Origin of the sequence: Paenibacillus sp. cl123 (assembly GCF_900101595.1) — a bacterium.
Taxonomy (GTDB): Bacteria; Bacillota; Bacilli; order Paenibacillales; family NBRC-103111; genus Paenibacillus_G.
This window is the reverse complement of the sequence record NZ_FMYY01000002.1, coordinates 348,410-367,905: the sequence shown is the minus strand read 5'-3', so window position 1 is coordinate 367,905 and position 19,496 is coordinate 348,410. Positions and strand designations below refer to the sequence as shown.

Genomic DNA, 19,496 nt, shown 5'->3' with positions numbered 1-19,496 from the left:
AGCCTTCGGTCATCTATTCGTAGCTTGCCGCGGGCTCTTGCACATAAGCGGCAAGCAGAGCGGCCGTATTAACGATCGCCTGCCGATGCGTGCGTTCCATCGCATGCGAAGCGTGAACCCCCGGTCCGATCAAGGCCGCCCGGATGTTGCTCCCCCCGCGCAGAGCGGCCGACGCGTCCGACCCGTACTGCGGATATACGTCCACGGCATAGGACAGCCCCTCCCGCTTGGCCAGCTCGATCAATTTGGAGGTCATTGCATAATCGTATGGCCCCGACGAATCTTTGGCGCAGATCGACACGTCCAGCTCGGTGCAGGACAGATCGTCGCCCATGGCCCCCATATCGACTGCGATCAGCTCGCTGATATCGCCGGGCAGCCAGGCTGCTCCGTGCCCTACCTCTTCATAGGTGCTTAGCAGGATGCTGAGCGGCCTGGCCGGCGTGACCCGCTCCCGCTTCAGCCACTCCAGCAGGCCGAAGACGGCAGCGACCCCAGCCTTGTCGTCCAGATGCCGCGACTTGATGTAGCCGTTAGGCAGCATGCGCACCCGCGGATCGAAGGAGATAAAGTCGCCCGGATCGATGCCGAGCGCGCGGACGTCGTCCGCCGACTTCACCCGCTCGTCCAGCCGCACCTCCATCACCGCTTCCTCGCGCTTCAGCTCCCTCGCATCGGCGTATACATGCACGGAAGGCTTATTCGTCATGATCGTTCCGGTATAGGTCCGGCCATCCCTCGTATGAACGATGCAATATTCGTTCTCGACGGAGCCGAGCATATATCCCCCGATCAGGGTGAACCGCAGCGTCCCCCCGGGCCTAACCGCCCGCACCATCGCGCCGAGAGTATCCACATGCGCGCTCAGTCCGATGGCCGGGCCTTCGGACATTCCGTCTACGGTGATGATCCCGTTGCCTTTGGGCGTAAGCTGCATGGCGAGGCCGAGCCGCTGCGCTTCATCGCGGAGAACGTTCATGATCGTCCGGCAGTATCCGGTCGGACTCGGTGTTTCCAGCAGCTTGCCAAGCAAGGCTGCGATATAATTTTCATCGATGCTGATTCCCATGATTCGGCTCCTTTATTTGATTCCCCGCCTACATTCGTGTAAGCTTTGGAATGAATTTAATCCGAGGCTGGCCCATGGCCTTAACAGGAGGAATTGCTGATGTCTAAAGAATTGGAAGCTTTGCCGCCCAAAACCTGTACGATCGAACGCATGATCACGGTGGAAGCTGATGTGGAGAAGGTGCTCAGCGGTCAAAAAACATCCACCCGGCGCAACGGACGTTACGCCGATCCCGGGGAAATTATGGAGCTGCGCGGACAGCGCTTCGAAGTCACTCGTGTGTACCAGCAGTCGCTTGGCGAGCTGACGGATGAGAATATTCAATCCGAAGGTTATCCGACCGTGGACGCGTACAAAACATACATCACATCCCTGCATGCGGGCATGCCTTGGCTTCCGCAAATGAAGGTATGGGTGCACGAATTCCGGCAGGTCTAGCGCCCCCGGGCGCAGGTCTGCTTGACCGTCCGCTCAAATGAAAACAGTGCAGCGGTGACCGCCCTCCCCGGCTCCCGGCCCGGACGCGCTGATCACTCGCTGCACTACTCACCGACCGATCTCTCTTGTCTGGAGGAATAGCACTTATGTATCAATGGCTTGTTTACATTCATGTGGTCAGCGCCCTCGTATCCATCGGACCGTTCTTCGTGCTGATGCCGATGCTCCGCAAGCTCACGCTTGCCGAAGGGGAACAGCTGGACATCTATCTGGATTCATTCGCCTTCGTCGTCAGATTGTCCAAGCATACCGGCCACGTCCTCGTCGTCTCGGGCCTGCTGCTGATGTGGCTCGGCGGTTATCCGTGGACGACGCCGTGGATCTTCGGCACCTTCGTCGTCCTCTTCGCCTCGCTGCTGTTCATGGCTCGCGCCTTCTCCCCCACGATCCGGCAGCTCCGCCAGCCCGGTCACGATCGCGGCGCCCTTGTGCGGAAGCTGGCCAGATCGCTTTATCTGTATCTTTTCGTGCTGTTCGTAATGCTCGGGCTCATGGTTATGAAGCCGGCCCTTTGGGGCTGACGTGCAGGCGAAGCGGAAAGCCGTCACGCCTTGCCTGAACCGACCCGGCTGCCAGAAACGCCAATCAGCTTTCGAAATCCACGCACACGCTCGTCCCGTCGAGCACCTGCTTCATATGCGCCTTGACCTCCATGTGAAGCGGGTGGACGTCATATACTCCCAGATCGGCCAGCGAATCAAACTTCGTAATCAACGCGATGTCGTAGGAACGTTCCGAATGCAGCACATCCAATCCTACCTCTATGTAGCGCAGCACCTCGATTTTGCCTTCCATATTGCGCAGCACGTTCGCTGTAACCTCTACCGCTTCTGGACTCCGGTCCTTTAATTTGAAAAATACGACATGTGTCAGCATCTTATAATCTCCCTTATAAATGAGTTATAGCTTGCGATCGCAGGCCGCGTCGTGGAACTTGCAGTGGCACGGCGCGGATGGCCATACCATTATAGCATCTAGCGGGAGCGCGAATCCAGAGGAGCAAGAAGCAAAGACCAAGGCGGAACGGATTAGCCGGATAACCACCACGGCAGTCTCGGATGCCGAATACGGTGGACGATGATGGACAGTCTCGCTCCAAACCGCCGCAGCCCCGCTTTCCCCGGGTCGGTCGGCCGCAGCGCGAGCACGCTGGCATTGTCCGGAGCGGTTCCTTCCAGCGTGCGCGACAACAACGCGTCGCAGAGCGCCTGCACATCCTCTACCCGGCCGCCGTTCTCTCCGATCAGCCGGGATACGCCCCCATCGGCAAGCGGACCGTGAAGCCCGTCGCTGGTGAGCAGGAACAGGCACTGTCGTTCGTACAGCCCGCAGCGGACATCGATCCGGGCCCGGCCACGCATCCCGAGATATCGCAGCAGCACATTGCGCTTCGGATGCTTGCCGGCCGTATCAGCGGCCATCAGGCCCAAGCGGACCTGCCGACCGACCCAGGTATGATCGCGGGTCAAACGGGCCAGCCGGGTCTGCCGACCGCCGCGGCCGGACAGCTTGTAGACCCTGCAATCCCCGATATGGAAAATCCAGTAAACCGAATCAAATAAAAGCAGTACGGTCAGCGTCGTTCCCTGCTTCATTCCTTGGCTGAGCGCCCGCTCGCTTATGCTGCAATGGATCGATTCGAACCGCCGCTGTATGGAAGCTTCCAGCAAGCCCCATCTGTCCTTGCTCTCCAGCAAATCCGGCAGCTCCTCCTCCAGCCAGCTTCTCAGGCCGTCTATCGCTTCATCGCCGGCCAATCCCCCGTCGGCGAGTCCTCCCATACCATCGGCCAATGCCGCTGCGGCATAAGGAATTCCCCTGCTCGTCAGGCCCATGCGCAATAAAGAACGGTCATCGTTAAGCGTGCGCTGCCAACCGCTGTGGGTGGCGGCACCGTATTGCCAATGGACAGCAATTTTTGTTTTCAATGGCGTCTTGGCTCCCTGAAGGTCATATGTCATACTTGTGCTTTCCTCTACTATACCATCTCCGCTGCGGATTTGTTATGGGAAAGAAGACGCCGGGCAGCACAAAACCCCGGACGCATCATGCGCACCGGGGCCGCGAGGGAATAACGTCGTATTTGCCTGGATCAGGTCAGCTTGAACAGCTGCTTCGCATTGCCGCTGAAAATTTTCCGCTTCTTTTCAATCGGCAGCCGCTGCAGGATTTTCGTCGGATCGTCGAAATCCCAGTGCGGATAATCGCTGGAGAAGAGCAGCATATGCTCGGCGTCAAACATCTCGAAGACGGCGTCCAAATGCTTCGGGTTGTCCGGCTCCTCGATCGGCTGCGTCGTCATGTAGCAATGGTCGCGGACATATTCGCTCGGCATCCGCTTCAGCCACGGCGCGGAAGCCCGTAGCGCCTTGAAGTTTTTATCCAGCCGCCACAGCAGCGACGGCAGCCAGCTGACGCCCCCTTCGCTGAACACGACCTTCAGTCCGGGGAATTTCTCGAATACGCCTTCGCATACGAAGCTGACCAGATGCGCCATATACGTCTGCGGCAGGCAAGTGTGCCACTGCAAGTAGTTGGACACGTAGCCTACGGCGGTAGGCGGGTTGAAAACACCCGCTCCTTCCGCGCCCGGATGGATAATGAAAGGCAAGCCGTGTCGCTCGCACGCCGCGTAGATCGGATGATAAAATCTTTGCCCGTACGGCGACCGCGAGCCGCCGATGACGGCGACGCCGACGATATCGGGATGCGGACCGATCCGGTCGATCTCGCGGGCAGCCTCTTCGGGGTCCTGGGTGCCGATGCACAGGAAGCCTTTGAACTTCGGGCTTTTGGACAGCCATTCCGCAATCAGATAGTCATTGTAAGCTCGGCAGATCGCCGCCGTATAGTCGGGGTCGGCGAAGCCCGATACGCCGATGATCGAATCCGAGCAAAGCAGCGCATATTCCATATGAAACGGCTCCACCAGATGCTCCAGCATATAGTCCGGATCGGAGCCGACCGGCAGACCGCTGGGCGGATCGGCGTCCTTGCGTTTATTGCCGATGGGAGAAGCATAAGGCAGTCCGCCCCCGCTCACCCCGAACTTCGCCACATGGCTTTTCCACGGCTCCTCCAGGTACGGCACCAGATCCTTGCTGCTGCGGAACTGGTTATGCACGTCGCAGTCGATGACGGGAATAATTTCTTTAGCTTTTGAATGATTCATGGGTTACCTTCCCTTCTGCGGACGAACGGCCTAGAACAAGACCGATCTTTCCCTCCTCGACGACCACCGGATAGCTGCGCACCCGCACTTTCTCATTGAACAGCGATTTCCCTGTCTTCAAATCAAATTCCCACCCATGCCACGGACAGCGGACGATTTCCTGATCCCGGCCGTAGATGAATTCGTACACCCGGGATTCAAGCGTCGTCCCGCAGACAGGACCTTTGCACAGCTCCGCCCCCTGATGCGGGCAATAATTATGGACGGCGTAATATTCGCCCTTGACATTATATATGCCGATGGAGCGGCCCTCTACCTCGACAATCTTATACGTGCCGGGCGGGATCTCGTCCACCGAAGCGATCGGATACGTCTGCATCCTCGTTCATCTCCTCTTCCGTCTGTACTAGCGGGTAAGCGCCGGTGCTATAGCGGACAGTTCCTCCTCGCTCAGCGCTTCGCTGAATACGGCCAGCCCTCCGAGCGACCCGGCAAAGAAATTGCCCATCTCCCCGGAGCGATGCACGCCTCCCACCGTAAAATCCGCTCCATGCTCGCCCCCGTCGTACAACCCGTCGAAGTAAGGGAACGGATTGAACGCGAGACGCGCATCAAGCTTTCCATCGAGATAGACCTTCGCGAACGAACCGTCATAAGTGAAAGCCGCGAATCTCCACTCTTGCATAGGGACAGGCGTCGCTCCGATGGCCGTCGTCATGCACCACGGATGTCCCGGAGTGGGACCGCCCACGGAGGACACATGCCCGCACACCTGATCCGCGCTGTCCCAAATCCGCAGATTCAAAAACATGCAATATTGCCTCTTCTTCTCCGTCTCGTTCCACATGCCGGCGACGGCCTGACACTGCTTCTCCGGCGCGGGCTCCCGCTTGATCCATGCGGCAAGCGTCAGCTTGGCTCCCTGTCCGCGGAAGTTAAGCGCCGGGCACTCGGCGCGCGGGATGCGCAGCCATTGTCCGCGTTCGAAGCGGAGCGACTGCGGACCGAACACGCCTTCGGGACGCCGCTCGACGGCTCCGGCCATCTCCTGCAGCCTGTAAGGATGCGGGCCCTTGGCCTGCAGCGCGTCTTCTCCCTGGAAGTCCCAGAACGATACAAGCGCAGGGTGCTCCATGATGGACATAGGTTCAGCAGTCATGAATTGCATCACTCCTTTGATTACAGTTTAGAGGGGAAACGGTTGATTAACCAGACATGAAACTACTGTTTTTTGTACGATTCTATGGTAATATCAATAAGAGTTGGAAGGAGGTCATCACATGCTATCGCTTCAGTCCGTTTTTGTGGACGATATGGACCCCTATTGGGTGAAGGATGAAACGCCGACTTTGCATCATATTTTGATCCTTGTTACCCACGGCAAGCTGCATTATCATCTGGAGGGCGTTCATTTCCCGCTAGCGAAGGGCGATATGCTATTTATTCCGAAAGGCATGCGCCGTTCGGGCTTCAATGATCCGGCAGGTCCTCATCAGAAATATTCGGCCCATTTTCTTCTGGACGCGCCCTCTCGCCTGCCATGGCCGGACCCGTATAAGCCGCGTAAGGCGAGTGCGCGCAACTCGGAATACCTGAAGCAGCGCTTCAAAATTCTCGCCCAGCAATGGACCGGTCAGCTGCCGGCCTACGAGACGATCGGCCAAGGCATCGTCATCGAGCTTCTCGGCTGGCTGGCCCAGGAAAGCGAAGCCGAGCATTTCTCCTCCGTGAAGCTGGAGCTGATCAAGCAGGTGCAGGACTATTTGCGGGAGCATTACCGCGAGCCGGTCCGGATCGCCGAGCTGGCCGAGCTGATCGACAGAACGCCCAACCACGTGACCCAGACGTTCAAGGAGATTACCGGCGTAACTCCGATCGCTTATATGCATCAGCTTCGCATCCATACCGCTCGCGATCTGATTCTGAATACCCGGATGTCGATCGGCGAGGTGTCCGACTATCTCGGATACAGCGACCAGGCTCATTTCAACCGGATGTTCAAGAAGATCATGGGCTGCCCGCCTTCCCGTCTTTTTCGCGAAGTGTAAGCATGAATAAGCCGCTCCCCGCCCGATAAGCTTGCTCTGCACGGGGAACGGCCATATAGACAAACACTATTTCTTCGTATACCAGGCGTTCATCGCTTCGATAGCGGCTTTTCCGCCCTTCGCGTTGAATTCCTGGACAAACTTGTCGAATTCATCCAGGCTGCGTTTATTCATAATAAACTTCAGAGCATTTTCCTCCGTGAAATTGCGAAGCTCGGTAAATTTAGTATCCCACGCCTCGACGGATGGGGAGAATACCGTCTCCTCGCGGTTCCGCTTGAAGGGCTCCAGCGGCTGATAATACGGCAGGAAGCCTTTGGCTTCCAGTCTCGCGAAGAAGCTCGGGTCCGAGTCTCCCAGGAAATACAGCGTCCGCCATGGAATTTCATTGCTTTGCTCAGGAGTCTGCACGGCTTTGCCGTTCTCCATCTTGTAGTCCTGTCCCTCGATGCCGTAGGTCAGCAGCTTGTCGGCCTCTTCCCCATAAATGTAGCTGATATATTCGGCAGCGCCCTGCTTGTTTTTCGCTTGCTTGGGAATAACCCAATAGCTGCCCCCGGCCACCGCTTCCTCCGGCACGCCAGACTGGCCGTTTTTGCCGGTGACGGGCGCGATATAGCGGAGCGCGCCTCCGTTTTTCTTCTCCTTGATCGAACGGTCGATCGTAAACGCATCCGCCCAATAACTGACGGAGAATGCCGCGGTGCCGTTGATCATCTTATCCTTCTCATCCTTGTTGATGGAGAACTCCTGGTCGATCAGCCCTTCCTCATACCATTTTTTCATCGTGGTAAGGAATTCCTTATACTCCGGCTGCAGCCAGGAAAATGCGAGCTGTCCGTTCTTCACGACCGTCGTAGTGCCAACCCCGAACGCTCCGGCGAAGGGCAGGAAGGATGCTGTAAAGCTTCCCGGATTCGATGCCTTCGCGGTCAATGGCGCCATATTTTTCTTTTCCTTGATCGTCTTAAGCGCCGCATAAAATTCGTCAATCGTCTTCGGCTCGGCTACTCCCGCCTCCTGCAAGATATCCGAGCGGGAGAGGATACCCACTCCGACCTTCTGGGCAACCCGGTGCGGAAGCCCGTAAATCTTGCCTTCATAGCGGGCGGCATCCAAAACTTCCTTCGTATTCATCGACGAGATATTCGGAATATATTGCTGGATCAGCTCGTCTAGCGGCTCGAACGCCCCTTGCTGGGCGAGCTTGAAATAATCCGACTTGCCGTTGATCCTCATCAGGTCGGGCACATCGCCCGAAGCCAATATGATCGACACCTTCTGGGAAGGATTGTCCTTCGGCAGCGACTCATACTTTACGTTCAGCCCGGTCTTCTCCCTGATCACTTTCGTCAGCTTGTTGTCATTCATGTTGTCCGTGCCCTTGAACTGCTCCATCGATGCATGATAGGACATCATAACCTTGATATCTTTGTTTTTGCTGCCGGATGTCCCTCCGGCCTGTGTGCCGGTCCCCTGCTGCTGGCTGCAGCCGGCGGCCACGCCTGTCAGCAGCAGCGCAGACAAGCCGATAAACGAAGATTTTCGGAATAACATAGGTAACCCTCCCCAGGTTTATTATCTATATGAGGATGCGGTATCCGGCCATCCGGATCAGCCTTTTACCGCGCCCAGCATAACGCCCTTGACGAAATATTTTTGGATGAACGGATAGACGCACAAAATCGGAATGACCACGCACAAAATCGCCGCCGCCCGGATCGTCTCCGGCGTAATGTCGCGGAACACATCCAGTATGGCCGTATCCGCCGTCCGCTCATCCGTAACCAGCTGCAGCAGGAACATCTGCAAAGGCATCCAGCGCCTTTCCGTAATATACATCATCGCCTGAAAAAAGCTGTTCCAGTAGCCGACCGCATAAAACATTGAGATCGTTGCCAGAGCCGGCATGGACAGGGGGATATACAGCGACCACAATATCCGCCAGTTGGATGCTCCGTCGATGCGCGCCGATTCTTCCAGCGTTTCGGGCAGACTCAGGAAAAAGTTGCGGATCAGGATCAGATTGAAGGGAGCCAAGGCTCCAGGCAAGATCAGCGACCACAGCGTATTGAGCAAGCCGACTTCCTTCACCACGAGATAGGTCGGGATCAATCCCCCGCTAAAAAACATCGTGATCACGAACAGCAGCATCAATCCCCGGCCGTAAGGCAGGTTTCGTTTGGACAACGGATACGCGGCCAGCACTGTCAGCAGCATGCTGATCGCTGTCCCAACAACCGTGATAAATACCGAATTGGTGAAGGAATCGAAAAATTGCTTGTTTGTCAGCACATACCGGTAAGACTCGAGGTTCAGTCCTTTGGGCCACAGGATGACGTCCTTGGCCAGCACATATGCTTCGCTGCTGAGCGACTTGGCGGCGATATGGATAAACGGCAAAATCATCGACAGCGACACGAGACTTAATATCGCGACATTAAATACGGCAAACCAGTTTTCGCCCTTGGTACGAATCAAGCCGTTCCACTCCTTTCTTTTCGCTCACTCATTTAATAGACGCCGTCCTCGCCCATTTTCCGTGCTATAAAGTTGGCCGTCACGAGGAGCAGGCACCCGATCACCGACTTGAACAGTCCCGCTGCGGTTGTCAGCCCGAATTGCATCGTGCCGAGTCCTACTCGGAACACATAAGTATCGATGATATCCGCTACGGAATATACTGTTGGATTGTACATGGCCAGTACCTGCTCGAAGCCGACATCCAACACATGTCCGAGCCGCAGCAGCAGCAGCACGATAATGGTAGAACGGATACCGGGCAGCGAGATATGCCAGATCTGCTTCATCCTTCCCGCTCCGTCCACCGTCGCCGCCTGAAACAGCTCCTCATTGATGCCCAGCAAAGCGGCCAAATAAATGATCGCTCCCCATCCCGCTTCCTTCCAGATATCCGTAAAAACCAGTATCCAGCGGAACAGCCTCTCGTCGGTCATGAAAAATACCGGCTCCATGCCGAAGCTCATCATGATCTTGTTGACGATGCCGCTGTTGGGCGACAGCAGATCGACTGTAATGCCGCCGACCACCACCCACGAAATAAAATGCGGCAAATACGTGATCGTCTGCACCGTCCGCTTGAACAACGCCAATCTCAGCTCATTGAGCAGCAGCGCCATAATGATCGGAGCGGGAAAGCCGACGATCAGCTTCATCAAGCTGATGATCAGCGTATTACGCACGACCTGGGGAAATTCGCTGAAGGTAAACAGCTCGCGAAAATGCTGCAGACCGACCCATGGACTTTTCATCACGCCTTGTATAATATTGAAGTCCTTGAAAGCGATCACGACGCCGTACATCGGCGCATACTTGAACACAAGCAGGAACAGCAGCGCCGGAATCAGCATAAGGTACAGATCCCAGAACCTCACGAACCGTCGGCTTTTTTTCTTGGCGGTATCAGGCAATGCCGCTGCCTGTGAAGTCGCCGTTCTCATGGCCTCTCCTCCTCTATTTTCTGTTGGTGTAATCGCTCTCATTTACTTTAGCATCTTTCTCCGCACTGTCGTATACCACTTCTTTGCGTTTACTCGCAACTTTTTTGTCCTCTTGCCGAAGGGAGAAACGCCAAAAAGCCGGAATCGCATCCGGCTATTTGTTCACTTCGCTGGGTTTCATGCCCCAGTATTTTTGGAAATTTTTAGAGAAATAATTGACATGCTTGTATCCCACCTGCTCGGAAACATCATAGACCTTGCAGCCTTTCGCCAGCAGCTCCTTCGCTCTCTCCATCCTCAGGCGCAGCACATAGTCGGAGAAAGACTCGCCGGTCGCTTCCTTGAAGCTTCGGCTCAGGTAGGAGTAGCTGATGTACATGTTTTCCGCGATGAGATACAGGCTCAGCGTTTCCTCATGGAGATGCGTATGGATAAAACGCACGACTTCGTTCATCGCGATCTGGGTGCCGGATTGTCTGCGCTCGGTAATGGTTCGGCTAATTCGGGACGCCATCCGGAACAGCCATTCCCCGATCTGTTCCTTGGAGAGCAGCTGATGGAACTGCTCGAAATCTTCAAAATCGTCCTTCAGCGTGTCCCGCAGCGTCCAGCCATGCTTGTGGACCATTCGGGCCAGCAGGCAAACGAATCTCCAAAGCATTTCTTTGGAATCGGCCACCGCCTGTCCGCCGGCAAACTCCGTGTCCATCACGCTCCGGATCACCTCATTGCTTTTAGCTTCATCTCCCGTCTCAATCGCAAGCTCCAGCTCTTTCTCCAGCTGCTCCATATGGACCCAGGAATGCTGCACCGCCCCGTCGTCGCGGTAAGGGATCGCGATGCCGCTGCCGAAGATGAGCCGCTCCTGCAAGGCCAGCCTGCTCTGCTTGTATGCCTGGCTGAGCAGCAGCCGCTCTTTGACGACAGGACCGATACCGGCGCTTGCGGTCAGCTTCAAGCAGTCTTTCACCGTGCCGAGCACTGTGTTGACCCATGCATTCACCTTGAGCTGAAAAGCTTCCTCCTTATCGCCGGCCGGGGCGAAGCATACGACGGCCGTCATCCCGTCATCATCCTGCAGCACCACGCCGTCTTCTACCGGCAGCAAATCCCGTACGATCGTATAGAGCAGAAACTGGACAAGCCGACGGTCCCGCGCCCGAAACCGTTCATTGTCCTTCGCGATCGGGTCCATATCCAGGATCAAGGGCTTATAGAGCTGCCCTTCGAGAGGCAGCAGGAGCTCTTGGCTGCTTTTTTCAATCTCCCAGTCGGTGTACCGTCCATTCAACCAATTTTTATAAAAAAGATCCCGCAGATGGGGCAAATGTTCTCTCCAGCGCCGCTCCATCACTTGCAGATCATGCTTGGCCAGCAGCTCCTTCTCGCGGACAGCCCTTGCTTCCAGCACCGTGCTTATAATCTCTTCGTTGTCCGCCGGCTTAAGCAAATATTTAAATACGCCATGTTCGATGCTTTCTCTTGCATACTCGAAGTCATCGTAGCCGGACAGCAGGATCGTTTTCACAAGCGGAAATTCAGCCTTGATCTGTCTCGCCAGCTCCAGACCGCTCATCTCCGGCATATAAATATCGCTCAGGACGAGATCGATCCTGTCATTATGCATGATCAAAAGCGCTTCAGCAGCGCTTTCTACCGCAGCGGCCAGTTCGATCTGATGGGCCGACCAATCGATGCCTTCGGCAATTCGCTCCCGGACATGCGGCTCATCCTCGACAATCAGCAGCTTCATGCCTTCTCCCCCTTTTGGATTGGTATAATGATCGTCGCCTTCGTCCCTTGACCTTCCGAGCTATCCAGGAGGAAGTCCGCTTCCTCCCCGTAATAAAGCTTCAGGCGAGACTTGACATTCTGCAGGCCGTAGAAGCGCCGGAACGGAAGCTCACGGGGCATCTGATACGACTGGCTGTTGATCGCGGACAGCACCTTGCGAATCTCGGCAAGCCTGTCCTCGGGAATCCCCGCCCCCGTATCGCTGACTTCCACGCTCAGCCGATCCCCGTCCTCGGACAGCTTCGAGCGGATGTAGAGCTTGTTTTCTCCTCGGCTTTTTTCCAAACCATGGATAATCGCATTCTCGACAAGCGGCTGAAGAATCAGCTTCAGCATAGGCAGCCGCTTGGTCGCTTCGTCCAGCTCGATATGCACCGAAAAGTTATCCTTGCGCAGCTGCTGGACCCGGATATAATACATCAGATGCTGCACCGTCTCGGACAAGGTGAACGATTCCCTGCCTTTACCCAAGCTGACGCGGAAAAACCGGGCCAGGTTGATCACCATGTCGCTAATTTCGGGAACCTGCTTCTTCAGCGCCACCGAGTAAATCGCATCCAGCGTGTTGTACAGAAAATGCGGGTTGATCTGCGATTGCAGCAAGCTGAACTCGGCCTTGGCGAGCCGCAGCTCCTTCTCATAATCGTCTTCGATCATTTTCCGCTGCGCGACCGCCATCCGGTTAAACGCATTCATAACGAATCCGAATTCATCCCTTCTTTGATGCTCGACCTGGGTAGTCAGATTGCCGCTGCTAAACTGCTTGAAGGCGACGACCAGCTGACGCAAAGGCTTCGCTATGCGGCTGTAGACGAACCAGGCGATCCAGACCGCCATCACAATGCTGACGGCTATAATGATAAAGGTGAACCGCTGCAGGTTGCGCGACAGCTGGAACACCTCGGCCATCGGCTGCTCCAGCTCGATCGACCAGAAATCGCTTTCAACTTTAATGTGAAACATCGGCTGATTCCGGTCGCCGGCCGGCAGCGGATTCGTTTCCAGCACGGGCTCGTCATTATAGAACAACGTGATGTCCGTATGGTCGGAGGTTTGCAAGTGCTGAATAATCGAACGGAACGAAAGCTTGTCCACCGCCAGAATCATCACATTGGGTTCTTTATTTTGACTCAGCACATCCAGCAGTCTGACATAATAAATCTTATCCTCGCTCAAATAATCGGACCGGAAGCCGTCTGCCTTCGTCGGGACGTAGGTGACAAGCCCTCCCCTGGCATGCATCGTCTGCTGGAACCAGAATTCTTCCTTCACGCCGGGCCACTTGACCCCGCCCTGCAAGGTCGAGACGCCGTTCCCGCTCTCCCCGTGAAGAATAAACGCTTCCTTAACCGCGCCGTTCACATTGGTCAAGGCGGACAGCTGCTGCTGTACGGTGTGTATGCCATACAAGAGGTCGGGTCTAAGCGGATCGTCCACATCGCTCCAGATGTCAACAATGTTAGGATTGGAGGCGATCAGCAGCGTCTGCTGGTCCATGCTTTTGGTCAGCTGATCGACATACTCCAGCGTGGTAAGCAGCGCTCCCTTAGTCCGATCGCTGATTTGCTCGTTGAGGATGTTCTGCGAATAATAGTTCGCAAACACGCTGACTGTTACCAGCGGGAGCAAAATCAGCAGGAAGGTCATCGTCAGCTTCGTTTGAATCGAGTGGTTGCGGGGAACATGCTTCATCAGGGCAAGCCTCCTCCGGAGAATACTGCTATCTTAGGGAATTTGACGAGTATCGTCAAGCATGGCTTGGAGGTGTGAGGCGGTGAAATTAGGGAAGCTTGCGCAAGCTCCGGTCTGAGAGGCTGGGATCAGCAGAAAGCTTGCGCATGCTTAGGGACTGAGAGACGAAAACAGCAGAAAGCTTGCGCACGCTCAGGAGCATAGAGCCGCGAATGCTGCAAAAGAGCCCCGCAAGGCGTCTTTGCGCCTAACGGGGCCTAGTTCATTCGTTTAATACGTAAGCTGTCTCACTTTGTCTACTTGGAAATCGTATAACGCACCGTTATGCTGCCTGAAGGAACCGAACGGATCACGGTCAGGATCTGGCGGCCGATCTTCAGGCTCATGCTGTTTCCGCTGGCCTGAACCTGCTCGATCAGCTGACCGAGCTGCTGCTCCGATGCGGTGATGCCCGCCGACCGGAGCAATGCATAACCTCCGCGGACCAGCGACGCTTGAGTTGTATCCAGCAGCTGCAGCTCCCCGGATGTTTCGTCGGTACGAGTCAAAATGACGCCGCTGCCTGTGCCTGCCGGATGAGCAAGCTTGTACCCGCTGCCCGTCGTCTCCATCGTCAGGCCGAGAGCAGCTACAGCCTGCTGCAGCCGCTCTTCCCGCATAACGCCGGTATCACTGCTCGTTCCCGGATCTTGCGGCCGCGTTGGCGGCGGGTCTGTCGGGGGCGGATCTGTGGGAGGCGGATCTGTCGGCGACGGATCAGGCTTCTGCCCGCCCGTCGAGCCGTTCGAGCCCCCGGGCTGTACCGGGCCGGAACCGCTGCCCGCTCCGGCTTCGCCGGATTGCCTTGGCCGGCTGCCGCTTCCTTGACCGGCCGGCTTATCATGCGTGCCGGGCTTCGCATTTGGCGCCGCAGGCGGCGCCAGCATGGCCGCATACCGGATGACGCTGCGCACGAAGGTAACCGCTTCGGCCCGTGTCAGCGTCTGGTCGGCGGCAAAGCCCTCCGGCGTCGCAGCCGTTTTGCCTTGCGATAAGCCGGTGTCCAGCAGAAAGCGAATGGCGCTTGCTTCATCCGCCATCTTCGCTTGCCCGGCGAAAGCTGCGATCAGCACGGCGACCCTCCCCCGCTTAAGCTCCAAAGCCATGCCATTTTCAGCTGCTTCCACCGGCAGTCCATATTGGACAGCCTTATTGTAGTAAGGCATGTACCAGCTTTCGCCTGCTGCCGGAGCTTGCACCTTGGCCGAGGCGGCGCGGAGCAGCATCGTCACGAATTCCGATTCCTTGACCGGCTGCCCCGGGCGGAACGTGCCGTCTTCATAGCCGAATACGGCCTGTCGTTCGACCGCCCAGACAAGCTCTTGCTCATACCACGCGCCGGACGGAATGTCAGTAAAAGACGCCGCCCAGGCCGAGCCTCCCGCCGCCCCTCCTGTCAGCAGCAGGAGAGCGATTGCCGCTCCCCATACTTTGCGCTGCCTTCCGTCAGCTGCTCTGTCGTTTATTCGTTGTTTGTAACGCCAATTAAGCATTGTTATCTTCCTTCCGCATCCGGCGTTCTACTCCTGAGGTCAATCAAGGATTGGTTACGATCAGCGTAGCCGAACGCCCCGGCAGCTCGACCGAGTAGCCGGCCCCCGCCTCCAGCGAGCCGACATGTGCAAGCCGGTTCGAAGCATCAAACCGGTATACGTCCTTCCTTGCCCCGCTATACCCATCGATCTGCACATTCGCCTGCTTCGGGAGCGGGTCTTTATTGAACAGGAGCACGTACAGCTTCCCGTCCGGGCCTTGAACCGCATAGCTGCCAACCATATCCACGTTGGAGCTGTCCGCTTTTACACTGAAGCCCTCGATCTTTCCTCCCTGGCCATCATAGTCCAGGAACAGCTTGAAAGCATCCTCGACCGGCGTATTCGCCAGCGGCTGACCCCATCGGGTTGCCAGATCTACGCCTTCCCGGCCGAAAATCGCCATTGCCTCCGCCTGCGCCAGCCCGCTGCTGATTCCCCGTCCATTGCCGAAGTTATACTCGGTGATGGCCAGCTTCGTGCCGGGCGCCGTCCGCCCGATCAGCTCCTTCATCCGCGGAATCAGGTTCACCGGTTCCCCGATCCAGGAGGAGCTGTCCTTGAAGCTCGGATCATACAACGCTTTAAGCGATCTCAAGCGCCTTGCGGCAATCTGATTCGACTCGTCGGCTGACAGCGCCACGCCCGATTCGGTCGGATAATAGTGGATATCCAGGTAGTCGACAAGCCGCGTACCGTTAGTCTGCTCGTGCTTGCGCACCTGCTCCAAATACCATTCGAGAAACGGCTTGCCGCCATGCGCCTGCCGATCGGGTCCCGGAGCGCAGCCGTCTGAAGCCGAGTAGAAATATGCGCACCAGCCCCAGACAACCGGGCCGAAAATTTGCCCGTCCGGATCTGCCTGCTTGATGGCCTGTCCGTAGTCCCGTGTATATGTCCACACCTCGTCATACGTCGTCATCTCCGGGTGGATATCCCGGTGCGTGTACGGCCACAGCATAGGCTCATTATCGAGCGCGTAATAGTTCACTTGATCGCCGACCCGGCTCTGGATATGGTCGATCCACCGCGCCGCAAAATCCGGCCCGACCGGCTTCGACGTGTCATGCGGATCGTTGCCCGCAATATAGCTTCCATCCGGCCTGATGCCGTTGCCGGCATCCGGATTGCACCACCAGTCCCCCCACGAGCATTCGGTCTGCTGCTGCTGGCCGTACTTGCTGACCGAATAACCGGTGCGCACTTCCCTGTCCTTCGGCGTCCACCCGATGGTCGGCACCGTCAGCAGCACTTTGCCGCCGTCCCCAAGCGTCTTGTCGATCAGCTGATCAGTCCGCGAACCGTGAGGCAATTGCTCGTTCGGGCTGTTCGTCTTGGGTAAATTCATATAAAACCAATCCGAAGCATGATTCTGGACATTCGTCTCCCAGTTGTACCGGGTTGTCGAGTTGCCGCCCCAGCGCACAACCGGGTAACCGGTAAACGAAGACATGTCCTGCGGCTCGATTTCCTCAAAATTCACACCGTATATATCCGGGTTGATCGCCCTTCGGTTGGCGCTCGGATCAATCCGGACGTCGACCTCATGGACGACAGGCTTCGGATTTTGCCGGCGGTCTTTGTAGCGAAGCAGCTGGATATCGTCGATATACACAGGCTCCTGCTCCCGCCAGTCCCAGGCCTGAACGACGAAGGAGTCGAAATAGCCTTCGGTGATGCCCAGATCGGCCAGCCTTACCGTCACCTTCTGCCAGACGCCCGGACGGATGCCGTCAGGCAGCAGCTCATCCAGCACAACCGAACCGAGAATCGTGTTCATATCCTGGACGACAAAACGCAGCTTCTGCTTGCCGAGGTCTCCGCCATGCACGTAAAATTCGAACCCGTAATAATCACGCGCTTCGAAGCCTTCTTCATGATCGATGTAAACGCCCTGCCACCACCTCGGCGCAAACCGGATTGCCTGCGACCCGCTGCGGACGACTGTCCCGTCCGTTAAGCTGACAGTTCCCCAGCTCCAGTTGTCGAAGCCTTCGCGCAGACGATCGTCATATACAGGCTCCGGCTCTACTTGAACGACCTGCACCTGCAGCGAGGCGGCAAACGTTTCATACGTCGCCGTCACCACCGTGCTGCCGGTACGGTACGCCTTCAGCCTGCCGTTTTCGACAGCCGCTATGTCCGGCTGGCCGCTTGACCAGCTCACTCCTTGCTCCTGCGACTCAACATAGCCGTTATCATAAAAAGCTTTGAGCAAGGGAGGCTCGTCGCCGCCTTCATGCACCACGAGCGAAACCGCCGGAAAAGCGATGCGCTCCATACGAGGCTGCTCGTACGTCTCCTTGACGATAACAAGATCGTCCAGATAGACGGCAGGCTGCGATCCATCCCCTCTTCCTTGGAAGAGCAGGCCGTCAAAAACCTCGCCCGGCAGGTCCAGAGTATCCAGCGCTATCGACGCTTTGCGCCACTCGCCGGCGGCGATCGTTCCGTTCGTCAGCAGCTTCTCGACTTCGATCCGGGCTGCCGACTGACCGCCTGCCTGAATCGTCAGATCAAGCTGCTGGCCGCCTTCCGTCCCTCCATGCACCCAAAATTCCAGCGTTTTATACTCCGTCGTACTGAGCACCCGGTCTTTGTAGAAGTAAATCCCATGCCCATCACCGGGTACAAGCGACGCCGCATACGTACCGGCATGCACGGTCGTCGTCTCCAGCAGCGAGCTGGCGGGCGAGCCAAAATACGTGAAGTCGGCCCTCATCCGGTCGTCGAATACGACAATCTGTTCGCTGATCGGCGCCGGCTGCTTGTCCGATACCGGGAAGCGCTCGCGGACGAGCCGGATGTCGTCTATGTATACGTCCTCCTGATGACCGTGGCTTTGGTCCCCCAGCATAATGCCGTCAAAAACCCCGCTGGGGATTTTCAGCTTGGTGAGATCCACTTGCACCTTCTGCCAGTCGGCAGCCAGTCTGCCTTCAGCCAAATATTCGCCCAAATCCACCTTGGCGGCCTCTTGACCTCCAGCCTGAATAATGACATTCAGCTTCTGTCCTCCGAGAGAGCCGCCGTGAATCCAAAATTCCAGCGTGTTGTAGTCGGACAGCAGATAAGCGCTTGAACTGTACAAGTAGAGGGCGTTGTCCAGACTCGGATTGAATCGGATCGCCACGCTCCCCTGATGCACGACACCCCTTTCGGTGAATGATCTGTCCCCCCAGCTGTAATCGGTAAACCCGTCCCCCAAACCTTCGGCAAATACAACCCTTTGATCCAGCTCCTCCGCCTGTACTCTGGCATCCGGCGTCACAGGCAACATCCCCGCCAAGCCGAGCACAAGAGCGACGGCAATCGCCGCCTTACGTTTAGCTCTGCGCATCCATGCATTCATTCCTCCATGCCTCCCCTAGCTGCCTACATTTGCTATTCTACTGCCTAATTATATAGGATACCGGGAAGCTTGAGTAGGACTTGCAGCTCATCATTACAAAAGTTGTGACAACAAATGACAACCTCCGTAAACAGGTAAAAGTTCGACCCGCTTAACGGAATAGTCCATTCTTCCTGTCCTTTGGAATTAAGAGACAGCGCCCTTGAAAACAGGCTGAACCGCAAGGATGTTGGCGATCAGAAACGCCCGCGGAGCGCGCTTCACAAGACAAAATGCTTGGACCACACCGTCACGGACACCCCGAACCTCGACAGTGCGCTGAGTGATTTGATTGTTTCGTCCCATGTACACCATTTCAATCGTGCGACCTATATATTTCTCCATTATGTTCGCCTCCCGAACAGGAACATTTGTTTGTATATATTCAGTATATGCGAACTTATGTTCCTTATTCAACTGGGATAAAATAACTGTTAGCGGCACAGGTTTAGGGAAAAAGTATCAATTTCGCGCGTTAGGGACATTTATTTACATTTCTTTCCGAATGGTGTCGGGGAGATCATTCGTTAGGAGAGGATAGCATGAAAATCACGCTTGATATTCGCCAACTGGCCGATCAGCTGAAAGGACCTTATGCCGAAGCCCTTCATGCTTGGCAGCAGCAATCCGACATGAAATCCGCTCCTTCCAAGCGGCAGCATGCAGGCGAAACGAAAACCATCAACAGCGTACGGCAGCATGTGTTAGCCAAATAGCAATAACCCCGCAAACAGCTGCGGGGCCAGACCAGTGACTCGGGATTCGCGATGCACGGCGGCAGACCGGAAGCAGAATCCGGG

At 56.4% G+C, this 19,496-nt stretch carries 18 protein-coding genes; 4 read left to right on the top strand and 14 right to left on the bottom strand.

Translation table 11 applies throughout. The annotated features are described in order from the left end of the window. Window positions 1-13 precede the first annotated feature (13 nt). On the bottom strand, window positions 14-1,069 hold the full coding sequence (locus BLR08_RS05745) for a M42 family metallopeptidase (RefSeq protein WP_072327464.1): 1,056 nt from the start codon (window positions 1,067-1,069) through the stop codon (window positions 14-16). 99 nt (window positions 1,070-1,168) lie between these two features. Between BLR08_RS05745 and BLR08_RS05740 the strand changes: the two genes are divergently transcribed. After that, window positions 1,169-1,507 carry an ASCH domain-containing protein gene (locus tag BLR08_RS05740; RefSeq protein WP_072327465.1) on the top strand — a complete coding sequence of 113 codons (339 nt, stop codon included), beginning with the start codon at window positions 1,169-1,171 and terminating at the stop codon, window positions 1,505-1,507. Between the two features lie 146 nt (window positions 1,508-1,653). Continuing rightward, a complete protein-coding gene (locus tag BLR08_RS05735) occupies window positions 1,654-2,088 on the top strand; it encodes a hypothetical protein (RefSeq protein WP_072327466.1) in 435 nt (144 codons plus the stop codon). A 64-nt stretch (window positions 2,089-2,152) separates the two neighbouring features. On the opposite strand, the gene BLR08_RS05730 is transcribed toward BLR08_RS05735, so the two are convergent. The 5 genes from BLR08_RS05730 to BLR08_RS05710 all read right to left on the bottom strand — a co-directional run bounded on the left by BLR08_RS05730 (window position 2,153) and on the right by BLR08_RS05710 (window position 5,898). After that, window positions 2,153-2,443: a Dabb family protein gene (locus BLR08_RS05730; RefSeq protein WP_072327467.1), complete on the bottom strand. Its 291-nt coding sequence runs from the start codon at window positions 2,441-2,443 to the stop codon at window positions 2,153-2,155. 152 nt (window positions 2,444-2,595) lie between these two features. Beyond that, entirely contained in the window at window positions 2,596-3,495 is a 900-nt protein-coding gene (locus BLR08_RS05725) for a PP2C family protein-serine/threonine phosphatase (protein WP_143014334.1), read from the bottom strand. A gap of 164 nt (window positions 3,496-3,659) precedes the next feature. Further along, the gene (locus BLR08_RS05720; RefSeq protein ID WP_072327469.1) at window positions 3,660-4,739 is read right to left on the bottom strand and encodes an amidohydrolase family protein; all 1,080 of its coding nucleotides are present in this window, start codon (window positions 4,737-4,739) and stop codon (window positions 3,660-3,662) included. Continuing rightward, on the bottom strand, window positions 4,720-5,118 hold the full coding sequence (locus tag BLR08_RS05715) for a Rieske (2Fe-2S) protein (protein WP_072327470.1): 399 nt from the start codon (window positions 5,116-5,118) through the stop codon (window positions 4,720-4,722). The genes BLR08_RS05720 and BLR08_RS05715 overlap by 20 nt, the downstream gene beginning before the upstream one ends. A gap of 27 nt (window positions 5,119-5,145) precedes the next feature. Next, on the bottom strand, window positions 5,146-5,898 hold the full coding sequence (locus BLR08_RS05710) for a LamG domain-containing protein (protein WP_072327471.1): 753 nt from the start codon (window positions 5,896-5,898) through the stop codon (window positions 5,146-5,148). A 121-nt stretch (window positions 5,899-6,019) separates the two neighbouring features. On the opposite strand from BLR08_RS05710, the gene BLR08_RS05705 reads away from it, so the two are divergent. Then, window positions 6,020-6,787 carry an AraC family transcriptional regulator gene (locus BLR08_RS05705; RefSeq protein ID WP_072327472.1) on the top strand — a complete coding sequence of 256 codons (768 nt, stop codon included), beginning with the start codon at window positions 6,020-6,022 and terminating at the stop codon, window positions 6,785-6,787. A 66-nt stretch (window positions 6,788-6,853) separates the two neighbouring features. Here the strand turns inward: BLR08_RS05705 and BLR08_RS05700 are convergent, their stop codons facing one another. The 8 genes from BLR08_RS05700 to BLR08_RS05665 all read right to left on the bottom strand — a co-directional run bounded on the left by BLR08_RS05700 (window position 6,854) and on the right by BLR08_RS05665 (window position 19,041). After that, the gene (locus BLR08_RS05700) at window positions 6,854-8,344 is read right to left on the bottom strand and encodes an extracellular solute-binding protein (RefSeq protein ID WP_072327473.1); all 1,491 of its coding nucleotides are present in this window, start codon (window positions 8,342-8,344) and stop codon (window positions 6,854-6,856) included. Between the two features lie 57 nt (window positions 8,345-8,401). Beyond that, window positions 8,402-9,268: a carbohydrate ABC transporter permease gene (locus tag BLR08_RS05695; RefSeq protein WP_072327474.1), complete on the bottom strand. Its 867-nt coding sequence runs from the start codon at window positions 9,266-9,268 to the stop codon at window positions 8,402-8,404. 32 nt (window positions 9,269-9,300) lie between these two features. After that, a complete protein-coding gene (locus tag BLR08_RS05690; RefSeq protein ID WP_072327475.1) occupies window positions 9,301-10,248 on the bottom strand; it encodes an ABC transporter permease in 948 nt (315 codons plus the stop codon). Between the two features lie 154 nt (window positions 10,249-10,402). Beyond that, complete coding sequence (locus BLR08_RS05685; RefSeq protein WP_072327476.1) at window positions 10,403-12,001, bottom strand: response regulator; 1,599 nt, start codon at window positions 11,999-12,001, stop codon at window positions 10,403-10,405. Beyond that, window positions 11,998-13,734, bottom strand: a complete 1,737-nt coding sequence (locus BLR08_RS05680) for a sensor histidine kinase (protein ID WP_072327477.1) — start codon at window positions 13,732-13,734, stop codon at window positions 11,998-12,000. Before BLR08_RS05680 ends, BLR08_RS05685 begins: the two co-directional genes overlap by 4 nt. Before the next feature lie 296 nt (window positions 13,735-14,030). Then, the gene (locus BLR08_RS05675) at window positions 14,031-15,266 is read right to left on the bottom strand and encodes an S-layer homology domain-containing protein (RefSeq protein WP_072327478.1); all 1,236 of its coding nucleotides are present in this window, start codon (window positions 15,264-15,266) and stop codon (window positions 14,031-14,033) included. Between the two features lie 43 nt (window positions 15,267-15,309). Next, window positions 15,310-18,657 carry a glycoside hydrolase family 44 protein gene (locus tag BLR08_RS05670; RefSeq protein WP_072327479.1) on the bottom strand — a complete coding sequence of 1,116 codons (3,348 nt, stop codon included), beginning with the start codon at window positions 18,655-18,657 and terminating at the stop codon, window positions 15,310-15,312. A gap of 186 nt (window positions 18,658-18,843) precedes the next feature. After that, entirely contained in the window at window positions 18,844-19,041 is a 198-nt protein-coding gene (locus BLR08_RS05665) for a hypothetical protein (protein WP_256257331.1), read from the bottom strand. Between the two features lie 197 nt (window positions 19,042-19,238). Between BLR08_RS05665 and BLR08_RS31015 the strand changes: the two genes are divergently transcribed. Further along, complete coding sequence (locus tag BLR08_RS31015) at window positions 19,239-19,412, top strand: hypothetical protein (protein WP_176835422.1); 174 nt, start codon at window positions 19,239-19,241, stop codon at window positions 19,410-19,412. Window positions 19,413-19,496 lie beyond the last annotated feature (84 nt).

Bases quoted from the DNA above. Each gene is read 5' to 3' on its own strand.
- BLR08_RS05740 (WP_072327465.1), top strand. From the start codon at position 1,169: ATGTCTAAAGAATTGGAAGCTTTGCCGCCCAAAACCTGTACGATCGAA.
- BLR08_RS05705 (WP_072327472.1), top strand. From the start codon at position 6,020: ATGCTATCGCTTCAGTCCGTTTTTGTGGACGATATGGACCCCTATTGG.
- BLR08_RS31015 (WP_176835422.1), top strand. From the start codon at position 19,239: ATGAAAATCACGCTTGATATTCGCCAACTGGCCGATCAGCTGAAAGGA.
- BLR08_RS05745 (WP_072327464.1), bottom strand. From the start codon at position 1,069: ATGGGAATCAGCATCGATGAAAATTATATCGCAGCCTTGCTTGGCAAG.
- BLR08_RS05730 (WP_072327467.1), bottom strand. From the start codon at position 2,443: ATGCTGACACATGTCGTATTTTTCAAATTAAAGGACCGGAGTCCAGAA.
- BLR08_RS05665 (WP_256257331.1), bottom strand. From the start codon at position 19,041: ATGGAGAAATATATAGGTCGCACGATTGAAATGGTGTACATGGGACGA.
- BLR08_RS05680 (WP_072327477.1), bottom strand. From the start codon at position 13,734: ATGAAGCATGTTCCCCGCAACCACTCGATTCAAACGAAGCTGACGATG.
- BLR08_RS05685 (WP_072327476.1), bottom strand. From the start codon at position 12,001: ATGAAGCTGCTGATTGTCGAGGATGAGCCGCATGTCCGGGAGCGAATT.
- BLR08_RS05715 (WP_072327470.1), bottom strand. From the start codon at position 5,118: ATGCAGACGTATCCGATCGCTTCGGTGGACGAGATCCCGCCCGGCACG.
- BLR08_RS05670 (WP_072327479.1), bottom strand. From the start codon at position 18,657: ATGAATGCATGGATGCGCAGAGCTAAACGTAAGGCGGCGATTGCCGTC.
- BLR08_RS05675 (WP_072327478.1), bottom strand. From the start codon at position 15,266: ATGCTTAATTGGCGTTACAAACAACGAATAAACGACAGAGCAGCTGAC.
- BLR08_RS05735 (WP_072327466.1), top strand. From the start codon at position 1,654: ATGTATCAATGGCTTGTTTACATTCATGTGGTCAGCGCCCTCGTATCC.
- BLR08_RS05710 (WP_072327471.1), bottom strand. From the start codon at position 5,898: ATGACTGCTGAACCTATGTCCATCATGGAGCACCCTGCGCTTGTATCG.
- BLR08_RS05700 (WP_072327473.1), bottom strand. From the start codon at position 8,344: ATGTTATTCCGAAAATCTTCGTTTATCGGCTTGTCTGCGCTGCTGCTG.
- BLR08_RS05690 (WP_072327475.1), bottom strand. From the start codon at position 10,248: ATGAGAACGGCGACTTCACAGGCAGCGGCATTGCCTGATACCGCCAAG.
- BLR08_RS05720 (WP_072327469.1), bottom strand. From the start codon at position 4,739: ATGAATCATTCAAAAGCTAAAGAAATTATTCCCGTCATCGACTGCGAC.